We start from the raw sequence: 17,010 nt of genomic DNA, 5'->3' as shown, positions 1-17,010 counted from the left end.
TAGCGCCCGATTGAAGTGTCCAAAATCATTAGGCCAGTTCAAGCTTGCTCGCGATTGCGGTGTGTCAGCCAACATCAATGCTGACTGATCCGGCCCCATCGCGAGCAAGCTCGGCTCCCACAGGATCTGCCATAGGATTTTTGTAGCCCCTGCGCAGTGCCAAGCAAACCCCGGAGAAATCCGGGGTTTGTCGTTTCTGCCAGCCCCGCTATCATTCGCGGCATCTTCCGGGGGACTTAACCGATGCTCAATGGCCTGTGGCTTGGCTTCTTTATCGTGGCAGCCGTGTCGGCGCTGGCGCAGTGGCTGATCGGCGGTAACGCCGGGATCTTCGCCGCCATGGTGGAAAGCATTTTCGCCATGGCCAAGCTGTCAGTGGAGGTGATGGTCCTGCTGTTCGGCACCTTGACCCTGTGGCTGGGGTTTCTGCGGATCGCCGAAAAGGCCGGTATTGTCGACTGGCTGGCCAAGGCGCTCGGGCCATTGTTTTTGCGGCTGATGCCGGAGGTGCCAGCGGGTCATCCGGCGATTGGCCTGATTACCCTCAACTTTGCGGCAAACGGCCTGGGGCTGGATAACGCGGCGACCCCGATCGGCCTGAAGGCCATGCGAGCCCTGCAGGACTTGAACCCCAGCCCGACCATCGCCAGCAATGCACAAATCCTGTTCCTGGTGCTCAACGCCTCATCGCTGACGCTGTTGCCGGTGACCATTTTCATGTATCGCGCCCAGCAAGGGGCGCCGGACCCGACCCTGGTATTCCTGCCGATCCTGCTCGCCACCAGCGCCTCAACCCTGGTGGGGCTGCTGTCGGTGGCCTTCATGCAGCGCCTGCGCCTGTGGGACCCGGTAGTGCTGGCTTATCTGATTCCGGGTGCGTTGGTACTGGGCGGTTTCATGGCGCTGCTGGCGACGCTCTCAGCCACGGCGCTGGCCGGGCTGTCTTCGATCCTCGGCAACCTGACGCTGTTCGGCTTGATCATGATGTTTCTGGTGGTGGGCGCGCTGCGCAAGGTCAAGGTTTATGAAGCCTTCATTGAAGGTGCCAAAGAGGGCTTTGACGTCGCCAAGACGTTGCTGCCATACCTGGTGGCTATGTTATGCGCCGTCGGCGTGCTGCGGGCCTCGGGTGCGCTGGACTTCGGCCTGGACGGCATCCGGCACCTGGTGCAGTGGGCCGGCTGGGACACCCGTTTCGTCGACGCCTTGCCGACTGCCATGGTCAAGCCATTCTCCGGCAGCGCCGCGCGGGCGATGCTGATCGAAACCATGAAGACTTCCGGCGTGGACAGCTTCCCCGCGCTGGTGGCCGCGACCATTCAGGGCAGCACCGAAACCACCTTCTATGTGCTGGCGGTGTACTTCGGCGCCGTCGGTATCCAGCGGGCGCGGCATGCGGTGGGCTGCGCGCTGCTGGCCGAGTTCAGCGGCGTCGTGGCGGCGATCGGGGTTTGCTACTGGTTCTTTGGCTGAACCATATCCCCTTGCCACAGGCCCGGATTGCAGTCACGGGCCTTTAGGGGCGTGCGGGTATCGCCAAGCGCTGGCCTTGTTCTACCGTCCAGTTCACAACCTCGGCGGTCAGTCGATCGCTGGCCTGGCCGAAACCTTGCACCACTGCCGGCACTTGCACGTCGCTCAAGGGCTGGCGGACTTCAAAACGATGACTGGCAAGGATGCGTTGGTCAAATCCCCGCACCAGCAATGCGTCCAGGCGAATCACCACGCTGGCCCCCGCGCCTTGATATTCGGTCTGGAAGGCCTGCAATTGGCCACCCAACTCCAAATCCGTTTGCAAGTTGCTGTCGGCGACACTCAATAGCCCGACACGTCCATCCTGTGCGAAGCCATCGAGCAAGCGATTGCGCAGCAACACCGGTGCCGGGTCGCTCCAGCGTGAGGCTGCGTAGCTGCTCAACAGATTGCCGTGGGGAATGACCGCGATTTTAGGGCTGTTGAGCACTTCGCTGGCCTGCGGGCTGGCCAGGCGCAACGACCACTTCACGGGCGTGCCCGGGGCTGCGGGCGCCTGAGTCGCGGGTAAGCGATAGACGTCCGCGGGCTCGGCCTGGGGCAGAATCGAGCAACCGCCCACCAGGACACATCCTGCCAGCAAGAGGATAGGGCGGACGAACCGAGCAAACGGCTTCATGGCGTGAATTCCTTGTTCTTGTCATTGCCCAGCAAATAGCCGCTGGGGTTGGCATCCAGGCGCCGGGAAATACCCCGCAGCGCGCTCAGGGTGTCGCGCAGTTCCCGCACCGCCGGCGACAGGGCATTGAGCCCCTGCATGCCATTGTTCAGCGCGTCGCGATTGTCGTTGAGCAGTTTGTCGAGGGTTGCGGTGCTGCGGGCCAGCGATTGCATGGCCTGGTCTGCGCTGCTCATGACCTCTTTGCCCTGATCGTTGAGCAGACCGTTGGCGCTGCGCATCAATGCCGTAGTCTGCTCCAGGGTGGCGCTGGCCTGTTTGCCGACAGAAGCCAGTTGCTGCATGGCCTGGCGAATATCGCCGCGTTGATCGGCGATGACCCCGGTGGTTTGCTCCAAGTGTTCAAGGGTCTTGCCCAACCGCTGGACATTGTCCGAGGAAAACACCGCGTTGGCGTTATGCAGCAGCAGGTTGATGCTGGTCATCAGGTCATCGCTGTTGTTCAGCAGGCGGGCGATCGGCGAGGGCGCTGCGATGATCACTGGCGGCTCGCCATCGTGCCCGGTCAGTGGCGGGCTATTGGGGGTGCCGCCACTGAGTTGGATAATCGAGGTGCCGGTGATACCGGTCAGTGCCAGTTTGGCCTGGGTGTCCTGCTTGACCGGTGTTTCAGCACTCAAGCGTACCCGCGCCAGTACTCGGCGCGGGTCATTCGGGTCCAGGCGCAGATTGACCACGTCTCCGACCTTGATGCCGCTGTACTCCACCGAGCTGCCTCTGGACAAGCCGCTGACCGCTTCGTTGAACACCACTTCGTAATCCTTGAATTCGCTGTCCACGCTGGACTTGGCCAGCCACAACCCAAACAGCAGGGCGCCGACCACCACGATCACGGTGAACAGGCCGATCAATACATGATGGGCTCGGGTTTCCATGTCAGACCTCGTTCAATTGTGTAGCAGCCGTCAAGGCCGCGCGGCCGCGAGGGCCGTGGAAGTATTCATGGATCCAGGCATCGTCGGTTTCCGACACTTTGTCGATGACATCGGCAACCAGCACTTTTTTCTGGGCCAGCACCGCCACCCGGTCGGTGATGGTGTAGAGGGTGTCCAGGTCATGGGTGACCAGAAATACGCTCAAGCCCAAGGCGTCGCGAAGCGTCAGGATCAATTGGTCGAACGCTGCCGCGCCGATGGGGTCGAGGCCGGCGGTGGGTTCGTCGAGAAACAGAATGTCCGGGTCCAGGGCTAGCGCCCGGGCCAGGGCTGCACGCTTGATCATGCCGCCGGACAGCGAGGCGGGGTATTTGTCGGCTGCCGATAGCGGCAGCCCGGCCAACGCCAGTTTCACCGCCGCCAGATGTTCGGCATCGGCCCGGCTGAGCCCGGCGTGTTCGATCAGGGGCAGGGCGACATTCTCTGTCACAGTCAGCGAAGAAAACAGCGCGCCTTTCTGAAACAGCACCCCAAAGCGTCGTTCCACTTGCGAACGCTGTTGCTGGGGCAGGCTCGGCAGATCCTGGCCGAACACTCGCACGGCCCCTTCACTGGGCCGGTTCAAGCCGACAATGCTGCGCAACAGCACCGATTTGCCACTGCCGGAGCCGCCGACCACCGCGAGGATCTCGCCCTTGTATACGTCCAGGTCGAGGTTTTCGTGCACGCTCTGCAGGCCAAAGCGATTGCACAAGCCACGTACCTGTATCACCGCCTCGGTTGGCGGCCTGGAAGGTCGACTCACCATTGCATCTCCATGAAAAACAGCGCGGCTACCGCATCGAGCACGATCACCACAAAAATCGACTGCACCACGCTTGAGGTGGTGTGAGCCCCGACAGACTCGGCGCTGCCGCTGACTTTGAAGCCTTCCAGGCATCCCACCGCAGCAATCAGGAAGGCAAAGATCGGCGCCTTGACCATTCCCACCACGAAATGCTGGACGCCGATGTCCGACTGCAACAGCGTCAGGAACATCGCCGGAGAAATATCCAGCGACAGGGCACACACCACACCGCCGCCGACAATGCCCGAGAGCATGGCCACAAAGGTCAGCATCGGCAACGCCACCAACAGGGCCAGCACTCGCGGCACCACCAGCAACTCGATGGGATCGAGGCCCAGGGTACGAATCGCGTCGATTTCTTCGTTGGCCTTCATCGAGCCGATCTGGGCGGTGAAGGCACTGGCGGTGCGACCTGCCATAAGAATCGCAGTCAGCAACACGCCGAATTCGCGCAGAAACGAGAACGCCACCAGGTCCACGGTGAAAATACTGGCGCCGAAATCGGCCAGCACCGTCGCCCCGAGAAACGCCACCACCGCGCCCACCAGAAAAGTCAGCAGGGCGACGATAGGGGCCGCGTCCAGCCCCGTCTGTTCGATGTGAACAACCATCGGGGTAATGCGCCAGCGTTTCGGGCGAAACAGGCCCCGGGCCAGCGTTTCTAGGATCAAGCCGACAAAGCCCAGCAATTGCAGGGTATCTTGCCAGACCTTGTCCACGGCTCGACCGATGCGTGTCAACAACTGGGTCACGACACTCACCGTCGGCTCTTTGACCGGCACGCAGAAGTCGGTCAGCGAGCAATAGACCGTCTGCAACAGTGCCCGATCGGCGGACGACAACGTGCAGTCGCGGTGCTCCGCGGTCTTGCCCAGCCGCTCGGCACCCAGCAGTTCCACCAGCAACGAGGCGCCGGCGGTGTCGAGGGCACCCAAGCCATTGAGGTCGATCAGGGTGTTGTCGTCGTACTGGCCGCGCAGCGAGTCGCTCAAACGCTTGAGCTGCGTGTAGTGAGCCAGTGTCCAGTCCCCGCTGATCCATAGCTGCGCCGGGGAGTGAGAGCGATCCAGTCGGGCACTGCCAGCCAGAGTGCCAGGGGTCATAAGCGCCATGCTCGTTCGGCTCGAAAAGTGTTACCTAATAGCACGCCCGGCATTATTTTGTCCCAGGCTCGAGCGCAGCGCTGACCTTGAAGCGCAATACACCAATCACCTGGCCATTTTCCGTCAGCACCCGCACCTGCCATTTACCGGTGGGGTCTTCCGGGAAGTTCTGCTTGTGGGTCCAGGCGCGATAGCCTTCCTTGCGCCCGCCATGAATGTCCAGGGCGATACGGTCCACTTCTTTGCCGTTGAATTGCCAGACGTGATAAATCCGCTCATCGAGCCCTCGCGGCGCATTGATAGCGGTGTAGGCATACAGACCATTGCCGCGTATCTGGTCAGCGGTGACTTCCTTCAGGCTGGCGCCCGGCGTGCGGTCCTCCAGTTGGGTGCTGATCGCCACCTCGGTCATCCACAAGGTTGCCGGCGGCACCCAGGAGCGCAGCACCCACCCGGCCGCGCCGATCCCCACCGTGATGCACAGAATCGCCAGGGCGTTGCGCACGGTGCGGATCGGAAAGATCGAAGCCAGGCTGGGGAACGACAACAGCATGGCAGTGCCCAGCGCCAGCTTGAAGCTCTGGTCGGTGGTCAGGTGCAGGATGATCGGCAGTGCGGTGAGCAGGGCGGCAAACAGCGTCAGGGTGTGCAGCGCCAGGAACGCCCAGCGCCGGGGCGCCAGCCATTTGTAGTACAGCGGATCAATGATCGAGACCAGTGCCGAGGCCGCCAGCAGGCCGGTGAAAATCACTTGGCTGCTGTTCCAGGTGGTGGTGATGAAAAAGAACGGCAAGACGAAAAACAGGCTTTCCTGGTGAATCATCTGCGTGGCGTAACGCAGCAGCGGCTGGGGGATTTCCCGTTTGAATATGCGGGTAAAAAGCCGGGTCAGGCTGTTCTCCAGCATCAGCCAGAGCCAGCTCACCAGCATGATGATGGTGATCCAGGTCGCAAGACCCTGCTGGCGGTCCACCAGCATGAAACTGCCGACTCCAGAGATGAAGCCACCGAGTGCGATGACCCCTGGATAGCGCTTCATCAATTCGAGAAGGCGCTGGATGTAGTGAGTCAGGTTCGGCATTCGGCAGTTCACAGTGAGTCGTAGGAAATATCCCTGACAGAGTATCGCCAGGACATCGATGTGACGAGCGCTCTAAGCCCTGCGACGCAATCTCCACCCGACCAGGACCAACAGCAACCCCAGCAGCCCGGCCACGCCCCAAACCAGCTCATCGTCGCCGAGCATGGGTTTCTCGATGCGCAGGTAGCCCGGGTCCTTGAGCAGTTCACGCAGGGCCTGGTTGGCCTGTTCCAGGCTCACCGCCTGAAGGCGCACGGCCGGATTGGTGAAGCGGCCGTCGTCGTAATCGCCAAGGGCACCCCAATAGTAATCGGCCAGTGCGCTGTTGCCTTGAACCGCCCACGACTGATGGGCGATGGCGGCGCGCTTGATGCGCACGAAACTCTCCGGGTCGAGGCCATCCTTGAGCAACGTGGTGCGCATTTGCTCCAGCGCCTGCTCGGCCTGGGGCAGGTCATCACGGGCCAGGTCCGCGTTCAGGCTGAAGAAGCCAACGCCGCCAAACACCTCTCGCTCCACCCACGGCCCGTAGGACAGGCTGCGGGCCAGGCGCAGCTGGCGATAGAGCGCCCAGTCCAGATAGTCCTTGAGCAGGTCGAAGGTTTCGTCGTGTTGCTGTTCCAGCACCGGCTCCGGAAACAGCCAATGAAGCTTGGCGCTATTGCCCACCAGGCCGCGCGTCAGGTTGCGCTTGGTGACCGCGCTGTAGCGGATCTGCGGTAACGCTGCGTGAGCGCTGGGCTCGACCGGCTCCAGTTCGCCGAAGGTCCGCTCCAGATAGGCCGGTAGCAACCGGTCCAGGTCGCCGACCACGATCAGCGTCATGTTGTTCGGTGCATACCAGGCCTTGCGTGCCTGCTCGATCCTGGCAAGGGTGAGGTGCCCGACTTCGGCGCGTTCGGCACAGCGCAGACCCAATTCCACTGCCAGTTGATTGCCCGCCTTGTGGCCCAGGTCCTGATGATCGAGCCAGCGTTGCAGATGGGTGTAGTGGCCGCCATCCTCGCGCTCCACCACACGTTTGGCCGCCTGCAGGGCGTTGTCGTCGATGCGGGTACGAGTCAGCAGGGCGATCAACAGGTCCAGGACCTTGCGTTGATTGCGCGCCGGTGCCTCGATGACGAACGTGGTGTCGGCGTTGCTCGTGAAGGCATTCCACTCGCCGCCCAGCGCCTGCATACGCTCTTCCAGCCCGCCTTCGCCGCCGTCATCGACACCGCTGAACAGCAAATGCTCAAGCAGGTGGGGCAGTTCCTTGTCGGCGCAGTTGAAGTCGTCCAGTCCCACGCCCACTACCAGCCGGATCGCCACATGCCCGCGCTCGCTGCCCGGCTTGAGCAGCAGTTGCATACCGTTGGGCAGCACATACCCCTCGACCTGGAATCGATCCAGCGCGACCGACGGCAGTGAACCGAGCAAAAGAACGGCGAGCAACAGACAACGCATAGCGAGCTTCCTGGCGGCTGATTGGAGGTCCATGTGCCGGGCAGGCCGTCATCGCAGGCAACTTCGCGCCCCACCTCGAACCCAATGGATTTCCATGGCGACGTGGGGCCGGCTTGCGTGCGAATGGTTTAAGCCCAGGCCAATCTTACTGACTGAGCAATGCGCCAGTCGTTCAAGGCGAATGGGTGACGTCGGAAATTTCATCAACCGCGAGCGCACCGGTCTCGGAAGTCCCCAGCACCACGTAGGCGCTGCCGCAGAACAGCGAGTTGAGGCGTTTCATGTCGGCGATCAGTTCTAGGTGCAGGGAACTGGTCTCGATGCTTTGTACGATTTTTCGCTGTAGGCGGCTGACGTGTGCGTGGGCCAGTCGTCTTTCCTGCGCTCGAAAGCGACGTTTCTCACGCAATAGCTGACGGGCGCTCTCCGGGTCGGCACTGAGGAACACCGACAATCCCAGCCGCAGATTGGCGATCAACTGGCTGTGCAGCGTCGCCAACTCTTCCAGGCCAACCTCGGAAAAGGACCGACGTTGCGCGGTTTTCTGTTGCTGGACCTTGCGCAACATGCGTTCGATGAGGTCGCTGGCCAGCTTCAGGTTGATCGCCAGCTCAATGATTTCCGCCCAGCGGCGGCTGTCCTGTTCACTGAGGTCCTCACGGGGCATTTGGGCCATATACAGCTTGATGGCGCTGCACAGCGCCTCGACGTCATCGCCCATGCTCCGTACTTGTTGGGTGACTGCGGTCTGCCCGCCGCGCAGTACGTCGAGCATGGCTTCGAGCATGGTTTCGATCAGATCACCGATGCGCAGGGTTTCCCGGGCAGCATTCGCCAGGGCCAGGCTCGGCGTGGCGAGGGCGGTGAGGTCCAGGTGGCGGGGCTTGGCCGTGCCGTTGGTGTCAGGACGCTCCGGCAGCAGCCAGGCACACAGCCTGGCCATCGGCCCGACGCTGGGCAGCAGCACGAGGCAGCGCACGGTGTTGTAGAGCAGGTGAAAACCGATCACCGTTTCCTGGTGGCTGAAATCCAGGCCGTCCAACCAGCCCACCAGCGGATCGAGCACTGGAATGATCAACAACAGGCCGATCAACTTGTACAGCAGGCTGCCCAGCGCCACCTGGCGGCCGGCGGCGTTCTGCATGCTGGTGCTGAGAAAGGCCAGCACGCCGCTGCCGATGTTGGCGCCGATCACCAGGCCGATGGCCACCGGCAGACTGATTACCGCTGCGCCGGCCAGTGTCGCGGTCAACAGCACGGCGGCGAGGCTGGAATAGGAGATCATCGCGAACAGCGCACCCACCAGCGCATCGAGCAGGATGTCGCCGGTCAGCGAGGCAAAGATAACTTTCACGCCCTGGGCCTGGGTGATGGGCGCGGCGGCTTCGACAATCAATTGCAGCGCCAGGATGATCAAGCCCAAGCCGATGCCGACCCGGCCCATTTGCCCCAGGCGGGTCTGTTTGCGCGACAGGAAAAAAATCACCCCGAGGAAAATCAGCAGGGGCGATAACCAGGACAGATCCAGGGTCAGTACCCGCGCCATCAGCGCCGTGCCGACATCGGCGCCGAGCATGGTCGCCAGGGCAGGGGTCAGTGCCATCAGGCCCTGGCCGACGAATGAGGTGACGAGCATGGCCGTGGCGTTGCTGCTCTGGACCATGGCAGTGACCATGATGCCTGCGACGAACGCCAGCCAGCGCTTGGACATGTTTTGGCCAATGACATGGCGCAGGTTCGTGCCATAGACCCGCAGAATGCCGGTACGGACGATGTGCGTGCCCCAGATCAGCAGGGCCACGGCGGAGAGCAAGTTCAGCAGGGTCAGCATGAGAAGCCCCCTGTTAGCGTCCCAAAGGGACCAATTGACGGTGCCACATTTTTCTTCGTTGTACTTAAGCTGTAGTTGGCCAACGGTTCGAGCGCCAGCATTGCACAGCTAAAGACGGGTTTGAAACAAAACTGTCATAAAAAGCCATTGACCAAAGACCCCACGAAACCCTGTGGGAGCGAGCCTGCTCGCGATAGCGGACTGTTAGCCAATGAAGATGTTGAATGTTGTGGCCTCATCGCGAGCAGGCTCGCTCCCACAGGTTTTGCATCCAGTTACTTTCCGGCAGGCATGAAAAAGGGGCTCGAAAGCCCCTTCGTTCATTGCCCTGTGCCGCTTACTGGCCTGGCATATCCTTACGCAGTTTTACCGGATCCTGCTGCTTGCGCTTGCGCGCCATGGCAGTGCGCATCTTGATGTTGAACGCTTCGACCGCCAGAGAGAAGGCCATGGCGAAGTAGACGTAGCCTTTTGGCACGTGCACGTCCAGGGACTCAGCGATCAGCACGGTACCGACCACCAGCAGGAACGACAGCGCCAGCATCTTCAGCGACGGGTGCTTGTCGATGAACGCGCTGATGGTGCCCGCCGCCAGCATCATCACCAGCACCGCCACGACGATTGCCGCGACCATCACCGGTACATGGGAGACCATGCCCACGGCGGTGATCACCGAATCCAGGGAGAACACGATGTCGATGATCGCGATCTGGACGATGGTGTAGATGAAGCTGCCGCCCGTGCCCGCAGGCGTCTCGCCGGTTTCGTCTTCGCCTTCCAGCGCGTGGTACATCTCCTGGGAGCTTTTCCACAGCAGGAACAGGCCACCGAAGAACAGGATCAGGTCACGACCGGAAATGCCCTGGCCGAACACTTCGAACAGGTCGGCGGTCAGGCGCATGACCCAGGTGATGGACAGCAGCAACAGGATCCGCGTGATCATGGCCAGGGCCAGACCGAAGATCCGGGTGCGTGCCTGCATGTGCTTGGGCATGCGGCTGACCAGGATCGAGATCATGATGATGTTATCGATGCCCAGGACAATTTCCAGGGCGGTCAGGGTGAAGAAGGCAACCCAGATTTCCGGGTTGGTCAGCCATTCCATGTGAGTTCCTTTAGCGAGTGTTGGGCCGCGCCGCGCCTTCGATTATCCAAAGGAGCGACGCAGCGGGCATTGCTTTTATAGAGTGCTGAACAGCGGAAAAATCCCCATCAGCAAGGCGGCAAACATTATGCACAGGCAAACCAATACTGCCCACTTCAAGGTGAAGCGTTGGTGATCGCCAAACTCGATCCCCGCCAGGGCCACCAGCAGGTAAGTCGATGGAACCAGTGGGCTCAGCAGGTGGACGGGCTGGCCAACAATCGAGGCGCGGGCCATTTCAACGGCAGTGATGCCGTAATGGCTGGCCGCTTCGGCCATGACCGGTAACACCCCGTAATAAAATGCATCGTTCGACATGAAGAAGGTGAACGGCATACTCGCCAGCGCGGTAATCACTGCCAGGTATGGGCCCAGGAAATCCGGGATCACCGCCAGCAGGCTCTTGGACATGGCGTCGACCATGCCGGTCCCGGACAGGATGCCGGTGAAGATACCCGCCGCGAAAATCAAACCGACCACCGCCAATACGCTGCCGGCATGGGCCGCAACGCGGTCTTTCTGCTGTTGCAGGCAAGGGTAGTTGACGATCATCGCGATACTGAACGCCACCATGAACAGCACCGGCAGCGGTAACAGGCCGGCGATCAGCGTGCACATCAGGCCCAGGGTCAACGCACCGTTGAACCAGATCAGCTTCGGACGACGGGCGTCCGGGAACTGGGAAACGCTGATTTCGCTGTGGTCGATGTCATCACCGGCGAGGTGCAATTCACCCAGACGGGCGCGCTCGCGTTTACCGTACATGTAGGAAATCGCCAGGATCGCCGCTACACCCGCGAGCATCGCAGGAATCATCGGAACGAAGATGTCGGACGGATCGACATGCAGCGCGCTGGCTGCACGGGCCGTCGGGCCGCCCCAGGGGGTCATGTTCATCACGCCACCGGCGAGAATGATCAGGCCGGCCATGATCCGTGGGCTCATGCCGATGCGGCTGTAGAGCGGCAGCATGGCGGCCACGCAGATCATATAAGTGGTCGCGCCGTCACCATCGAGGGAAACGACGAGCGCCAGAACGGCGGTGCCGACCGAAACTTTCAACGGGTCGCCCTTGACCAGCTTGAGGATCTTGCGCACGGCCGGGTCGAACAGGCCGGAGTCGATCATCAGGGCAAAATAAAGAATCGCGAACATCAGCATCACCCCGGTCGGGGCAAGCTTGGTGATGCCTTCGAGCATCATCGGACCGATCTTCGGTGCAAAACCACCGAACAGAGCGAACAGGATCGGGATGATGATCAGGGCAATCAGCGCGGACAGGCGCTTGGTCATGATCAGGAACATGAACGTGATGACCATGGCAAAGCCAAGGAAAGTCAGCATAGGAAATACTCCAGGCGTGGCGCGACGGGCAAAGGCAGACCGAACAGGTCAGCGCAGAATGCAAAGCACGGGACGGACGGAGGGAGTGGGTTCAGCGGGGCGGGTAGCAGCGGACATCAGAATCACCATTGTTGTTGTTAAAAGGGCCTAACGAGCCTTAGCCGCTCGCTTCTGGCCACCGGTCTGTTGCCGGTAGTGGGGGCGATCCTAATCGCGCAAGCTTTCAGCCACCTTTCGCCGCTGTAATGGAGTTTTTCTGTAGGGCAAGGCTTACCTGTAGGAGCAAGCTTTATTCCCACAGACAATCTGCGCTCCACCGATAAATCAAAACACCGAAAGATCCAACGGCCGCACCGCGCCCATCCAAATCGCATGCTCGGTGTGGTCCGCCAGGTCGTCGCCGGTGTCTGGGTGAAGAAATATCACCAGGCCTTTGCGATTGAGCGCCAGCCACGGCAAGACCACGCCGATGTGCTGTGGATCGAACGCCAATTGGCAGCTCCAGTCCGGGTGCGGCCCGACTGGGCGTTGGTGGATACGGCCCATTTTCAGCCCAAACAGTCGCGTTGCTTCCTCGCACAGTGCCCGCGCCTGGTCGATGGTGTTGGCGTCGAAATAGACATGGGCGTGGTAGCCCTTGATCCGCTGCATGTGCTTCTCCTCGAAAACTGGCCGAACCGAGGTTGTCTCCCGCGGGTCAGAGCCTTTACATGCGGGACAAAAAAGGAAAAACAGCCATGAAAAATGCCGAAACCCCGGTCACCAAAGTGGTGCTCTATGGTGCCATGAGTAGCCTCGGCAGTGCGTTGATGGCTGAAATGCTGCGGCGCCAGCACGAAGTCATCGCTGTTCTCGACGACCTTACGGCCCTGGCGCCGCGCCCCGGCCTGCGGGCCAAGACCGGCGACCTCTACGATCCCCAGCGGGTCAAGCAAAGCGTGGCCGGCGCCAATGCCGTGGTGTGTCTGTTGAACGCTCCAGGGTTGCCGATGAACAGCGAGCACGTGGAGCGCACGCTTATTCCCGGTCCCGTGGAGCAGGTGTTGGCGGTGGATGCGCTGATCGCCGGGATGGAGGCAGCGAGTATTTCCCGGCTGTTTCTGGTGGGCGATTTCGCCGTGCTCGACGAGGAGCCGGCAGACGATGTATTGCAGCGTCATGCCGCCGAAGAAGTCCTCGACGCGCTGAACAACAGCACGTTGCAATGGACCCTGATTGACTCACCCTACGCAACGCCCGGTTTGAGCATCGAGCACTTCAGCCAGGTCAGCACCAGCCTGGAGGCCGGCATGGCCGAATCACTGGAGCGGCTTGGCCGTGTGGCCGTCGGCATTGCCGATGAGCTGCGCCTGAACCTGCATGTGGGCCAGCATGTCAGTTTTGTCGCCGCCGATTAGCCTGTGCGGTCGCCGTCTCCCGAGTTGGCGCAGGGGCGGGCTGGTTACACCGCAATGGAAGGCAAGGCCAACCCCGTGAGCGATTCGGCGCTGTTGGCCTGCTCCTCCATCAACCAGTCCACAAACTGCCTGATCAATACCCCGCGCCGTTTACGCTGGGGCAAGACCACGTAATACCCTGACCGCGACAACACTGTTTCAGCGACCGGACGGCACAGCAGCCCTTGGGCCAATAAGTTATCCACAAGGTAACGCCAGCCGATGGCGACGCCTTGACCGCCAATCGCCGCCTGGATGAGCAAGGTGTAGTTGTCGAACCGTAACTGCCCGGGCGCCGGGGGCGAGGTAATGCCCAGCTCACGGAAAACGCCACTCCAATCGAACCAATGGCTACTGTTTTCCCCGCGCAAATGCAGGAGCGGGAACTCCGACAAGGCTTGAGCCGACAAGGGCAGGGAGCGTTCCTTGAGCAACAGCGGGCTGCACACGGGAAAGACTTCTTCGCTGAAAAGCCAGCGACTTTCGCCTTGTTTGAAGCGACCATCTCCAAACAGCACCGCAACGTCGATATCCGTGCGCAGCATGTTGTGATTGCGTTCGCTGGTCACCAGGCTGACGTCCACCTGTGGGTTGGCGGCGTGAAACCGATGCAAGCGGGGCATCAGCCAATAGGCGGCAAACGCAAAATCGGTGGCCACTTGCAGTACTTCATGCTGGTCATGGGCGGTGATCGCGCTCAATCCTGCGTCGATATTCTGCAAACCGACCTGCACCTGCTCGAACAGGATTGTTCCGGCCTCGGTCAGCTCGATCCCGCGGTAGATGCGATCGAACAATCGCGTACCCAGTTGTTCTTCCAGGCGCTTGATCTGCTGGCTGATGGCCGGTTGCGTGGTGCCCAGTTCGATCGCCGCTGCCGTAAAGCTGCGGTGGCGGGCCGCGGCTTCAAAGGCGCGGAACAGGTCAAGGGACAGGTCACCCAGGGCTTCATACATAAGCTGTGCTTATCCTAGTCATTGCCTTACGTGGGCTTTACCCATAAAGGTGGGGGCTACATGCTCAATCGCAGCAATTTCGCATAACTGTTTACTATGGAATGCCGCGAATACATGAAGCGCAAGAACATTCTTTTCATCATGGCCGATCAAATGGCCGCGCCAATGTTGCCGATCTACGGTCCTTCGCCGATCAAGCTGCCGAACCTGTCGCGCCTGGCCGAGCAGGGCGTGGTGTTCGACGCCGCGTATTGCAACAGCCCACTCTGCGCACCGTCGCGCTTTACCCTGGTGAGCGGTCAGTTGCCCAGCAAGATCGGCGCCTACGATAACGCGGCGGATTTTCCTGCGGACGTCCCGACGTACGCCCACTACCTGCGGCGTCTGGGTTATCGCACGGCGCTGTCCGGCAAGATGCATTTTTGCGGGCCGGACCAGTTGCATGGCTATGAAGAACGCCTGACCAGTGACATTTACCCGGCCGATTACGGCTGGGCCGTGAACTGGGACGAGCCCGACGTGCGGCCAAGCTGGTATCACAACATGTCTTCGGTGTTGCAGGCCGGTCCGTGCGTGCGCACCAACCAGTTGGATTTTGACGAAGAAGTGGTGTTCAAGGCCCAGCAGTATCTGTTCGACCACATCCGCGAGGATGGCGACCAGCCGTTCTGCCTGACGGTGTCCATGACCCACCCACACGACCCGTACACCATTCCCAAGACCTTTTGGGATATGTATGACGACAAGGACATCCCGCTGCCGCAAACCCCGGGGCAAACGGAGCTGGACCCGCATTCCCAGCGCCTGTTGAAAGTCTATGACCTGTGGGACAAGCCACTGCCTGTGGATAAGATCCGCGATGCGCGCCGCGCGTACTTCGGTGCGTGCAGCTACATTGACAGCAACGTCGGCAAGTTACTGCAAACCCTGGAAGACACCGGCTTGATGGACGACACGATCATCGTGTTCTCCGGCGATCATGGAGACATGCTCGGTGAAAAAGGCCTCTGGTACAAAATGCACTGGTTCGAGATGGCGGCTCGCGTTCCCTTGCTGATCAGCGCACCGGGCCAGTTCGCCAGCGGGCGGGTCGGGGCGGCGGTGTCCACTGCCGACTTGCTGCCGACTCTGGTGGAGTTGGCCGGTGGCCGGCTTGAGCCCGGACTGCCGCTGGATGGCCGGTCGCTGGTGCCCCATCTGCAGGGGCAGGGCGGTCATGACGAGGTCTTTGGTGAATACATGGCCGAAGGCACCATCAGCCCGTTGATGATGATCCGTCGTGGACCCTGGAAATTCATCTACAGCGAAGACGATCCGTGCCTGCTGTTCAATCTGCGCAATGACCCCAAAGAACTGGAGGACCTTAGCCAATCGGCTGAGCACCAGTCCCTGTGCGCGGATTTTCTCGCCGAAGCGCGAGCTAAATGGGATATCCCAACCATTCACCAACAGGTGCTCGCCAGTCAGCGACGTCGACGTTTCGTCGCCCACGCGTTGACCCTGGGCAAACTCAAGAGCTGGGATCACCAGCCGCTGGTGGACGCCAGCCAGCAGTACATGCGTAACCACATTGACCTCGACGATCTGGAACGCAAGGCCCGTTATCCACAACCCTGCCAAAACCAATAACGTAAGGGGAAGCACATGCAAAAGTTATCCACAGTACTGACCGCTGGGCTGTTGGCGCTTAGCAGTTCGGCGTGGGCCGAGCAAAGCTGCGAGACGGTAAAGATGGCCGACCCCGGTTGGAGTGACATCGCTGCGACCAACGCGATCACGGGTTTTTTGCTCGATGGCATGGGCTACAAGGCCAAGGTCGACACCCTCGCAGTGCCGATCACCTTCGGCGGCCTCAAGGACGGCCAGGTTGATGTATTTCTGGGTAACTGGATGCCGGCGCAGCAAGGGTTCTACGACAAGTTCGTGGCCACTGGCGATGTCACGCAGTTGGCCAAGAACCTGGACGGCACCGAATTCACCCTGGCGGTCCCGGATTACGTGTGGGATGCCGGTGTGCATAACTTCGCTGACCTGAACAAGTTCGCCGATAAGTTCGACAAGAAGATATACGGGATCGGCTCCGGCGCCCCGGCCAACCTCTCCCTGAAGGAAATCATCAAGACCAACGATTTCGGCATGGGCGAGTGGAAACTGGTGGAATCGAGCGAGCAGGCCATGCTCGCGGAAGTCTCCCGGGCGGTGAGGAAACAGAAGTTCGTGACCTTCCTTGGCTGGACGCCACACCCGATGAACGTGCAACTGAAAATGCACTACCTCAAGGGCGGCGAGAAGTATTTTGGCGACACGGGCAGTGTCTATACATTGACTCGCAAAGGTTATGCACAGGCCTGCCCGAACGTAGGCAAGCTGTTGACCAACCTGAGTTTCACCCAGGAAATGGAAAACAGCATCATGGCCGAGGTGGTGAACAACAAAGTCAGCAATGCCGATGCGGCCAAGGCCTGGATCAAGGCGAATCCGGCGGTGCTGGATAAATGGCTGGATGGTGTGAAGACGCTGGATGGCAAGGATGCGTTGGCGGCGGTGAAGGCCAAGCTCTGACAATCATGTGGCGAGGGAATCTATGTGGGAGCAAGGCTTGCCCGCGATGAAGACGACTCGATCTTTCAGATCGAGCTGCCTGTTTCGCGAGCAAGCTTTGCTCCCACATTAATCTCCTTGCCACAGGGAGAACGGCGCCTTGTCCTGATACTCTTGCGCCAAACCCGATCCTT

General features: G+C 60.8%; 15 protein-coding genes. 4 read left to right on the top strand and 11 right to left on the bottom strand.

Annotated elements, in window-relative coordinates; genetic code table 11:
• The first annotated feature begins 243 nt into the window (after nt 1-243).
• The gene (locus tag MKS85_RS25530) at nt 244-1,473 is read left to right on the top strand and encodes a nucleoside recognition domain-containing protein (RefSeq protein ID WP_139048723.1); all 1,230 of its coding nucleotides are present in this window, start codon (nt 244-246) and stop codon (nt 1,471-1,473) included.
• A gap of 43 nt (nt 1,474-1,516) precedes the next feature.
• Here the strand turns inward: MKS85_RS25530 and MKS85_RS25525 are convergent, their stop codons facing one another.
• From MKS85_RS25525 to MKS85_RS25480, 10 genes are all read right to left on the bottom strand, one after another.
• Complete coding sequence (locus MKS85_RS25525) at nt 1,517-2,152, bottom strand: ABC-type transport auxiliary lipoprotein family protein (RefSeq protein WP_076383144.1); 636 nt, start codon at nt 2,150-2,152, stop codon at nt 1,517-1,519.
• A complete protein-coding gene (locus MKS85_RS25520) occupies nt 2,149-3,087 on the bottom strand; it encodes an MlaD family protein (RefSeq protein WP_047229799.1) in 939 nt (312 codons plus the stop codon). Before MKS85_RS25520 ends, MKS85_RS25525 begins: the two co-directional genes overlap by 4 nt.
• Before the next feature lies 1 nt (nt 3,088).
• The gene (locus MKS85_RS25515) at nt 3,089-3,895 is read right to left on the bottom strand and encodes an ABC transporter ATP-binding protein (RefSeq protein ID WP_171061294.1); all 807 of its coding nucleotides are present in this window, start codon (nt 3,893-3,895) and stop codon (nt 3,089-3,091) included.
• A complete protein-coding gene (locus MKS85_RS25510; protein ID WP_047229800.1) occupies nt 3,889-5,037 on the bottom strand; it encodes an ABC transporter permease in 1,149 nt (382 codons plus the stop codon). Before MKS85_RS25510 ends, MKS85_RS25515 begins: the two co-directional genes overlap by 7 nt.
• 52 nt (nt 5,038-5,089) lie before the next feature.
• On the bottom strand, nt 5,090-6,118 hold the full coding sequence (locus tag MKS85_RS25505; RefSeq protein ID WP_047229801.1) for a DUF5924 family protein: 1,029 nt from the start codon (nt 6,116-6,118) through the stop codon (nt 5,090-5,092).
• Between the two features lie 72 nt (nt 6,119-6,190).
• Nucleotides 6,191-7,564, bottom strand: a complete 1,374-nt coding sequence (locus MKS85_RS25500) for a pitrilysin family protein (protein ID WP_188252222.1) — start codon at nt 7,562-7,564, stop codon at nt 6,191-6,193.
• A gap of 172 nt (nt 7,565-7,736) precedes the next feature.
• Nucleotides 7,737-9,395 carry a Na/Pi cotransporter family protein gene (locus MKS85_RS25495; protein ID WP_047229803.1) on the bottom strand — a complete coding sequence of 553 codons (1,659 nt, stop codon included), beginning with the start codon at nt 9,393-9,395 and terminating at the stop codon, nt 7,737-7,739.
• 337 nt (nt 9,396-9,732) lie between these two features.
• A complete protein-coding gene (locus MKS85_RS25490) occupies nt 9,733-10,500 on the bottom strand; it encodes a TerC family protein (protein ID WP_047229804.1) in 768 nt (255 codons plus the stop codon).
• A 75-nt stretch (nt 10,501-10,575) separates the two neighbouring features.
• Nucleotides 10,576-11,883: a CitMHS family transporter gene (locus MKS85_RS25485; protein ID WP_047229805.1), complete on the bottom strand. Its 1,308-nt coding sequence runs from the start codon at nt 11,881-11,883 to the stop codon at nt 10,576-10,578.
• A gap of 324 nt (nt 11,884-12,207) precedes the next feature.
• Nucleotides 12,208-12,534, bottom strand: coding sequence for a DOPA 4,5-dioxygenase family protein (locus tag MKS85_RS25480; protein WP_188252223.1), 327 nt, complete (start codon nt 12,532-12,534; stop codon nt 12,208-12,210).
• An 86-nt stretch (nt 12,535-12,620) separates the two neighbouring features.
• Between MKS85_RS25480 and MKS85_RS25475 the strand changes: the two genes are divergently transcribed.
• Nucleotides 12,621-13,280 (top strand): NAD(P)-dependent oxidoreductase, encoded by a 660-nt coding sequence (locus tag MKS85_RS25475; protein WP_047229807.1) that lies wholly within the window; start codon nt 12,621-12,623, stop codon nt 13,278-13,280.
• Between the two features lie 44 nt (nt 13,281-13,324).
• Here MKS85_RS25475 and MKS85_RS25470 read toward each other — a convergent pair whose 3' ends face one another.
• A complete protein-coding gene (locus tag MKS85_RS25470; protein WP_188252224.1) occupies nt 13,325-14,275 on the bottom strand; it encodes a choline sulfate utilization transcriptional regulator in 951 nt (316 codons plus the stop codon).
• Nucleotides 14,276-14,389: 114 nt separating this feature from the next.
• Here MKS85_RS25470 and betC point away from each other — a divergent pair, with 114 nt between their 5' ends.
• Entirely contained in the window at nt 14,390-15,904 is a 1,515-nt protein-coding gene (gene betC / locus MKS85_RS25465) for a choline-sulfatase (protein ID WP_139048725.1), read from the top strand.
• 15 nt (nt 15,905-15,919) lie between these two features.
• Complete coding sequence (gene choX / locus MKS85_RS25460; RefSeq protein WP_047229810.1) at nt 15,920-16,837, top strand: choline ABC transporter substrate-binding protein; 918 nt, start codon at nt 15,920-15,922, stop codon at nt 16,835-16,837.
• Nucleotides 16,838-17,010: the final 173 nt, after the last annotated feature.

The sequence above is a fragment of the Pseudomonas sp. JL2 genome (assembly GCF_031570495.1).
GTDB classification, from domain to species: domain Bacteria; phylum Pseudomonadota; class Gammaproteobacteria; order Pseudomonadales; family Pseudomonadaceae; genus Aquipseudomonas; species Aquipseudomonas rhizophila.
The sequence above is the reverse complement of the archived record's forward strand: the minus strand, read 5'-3'. Positions and strand labels throughout refer to the sequence as shown.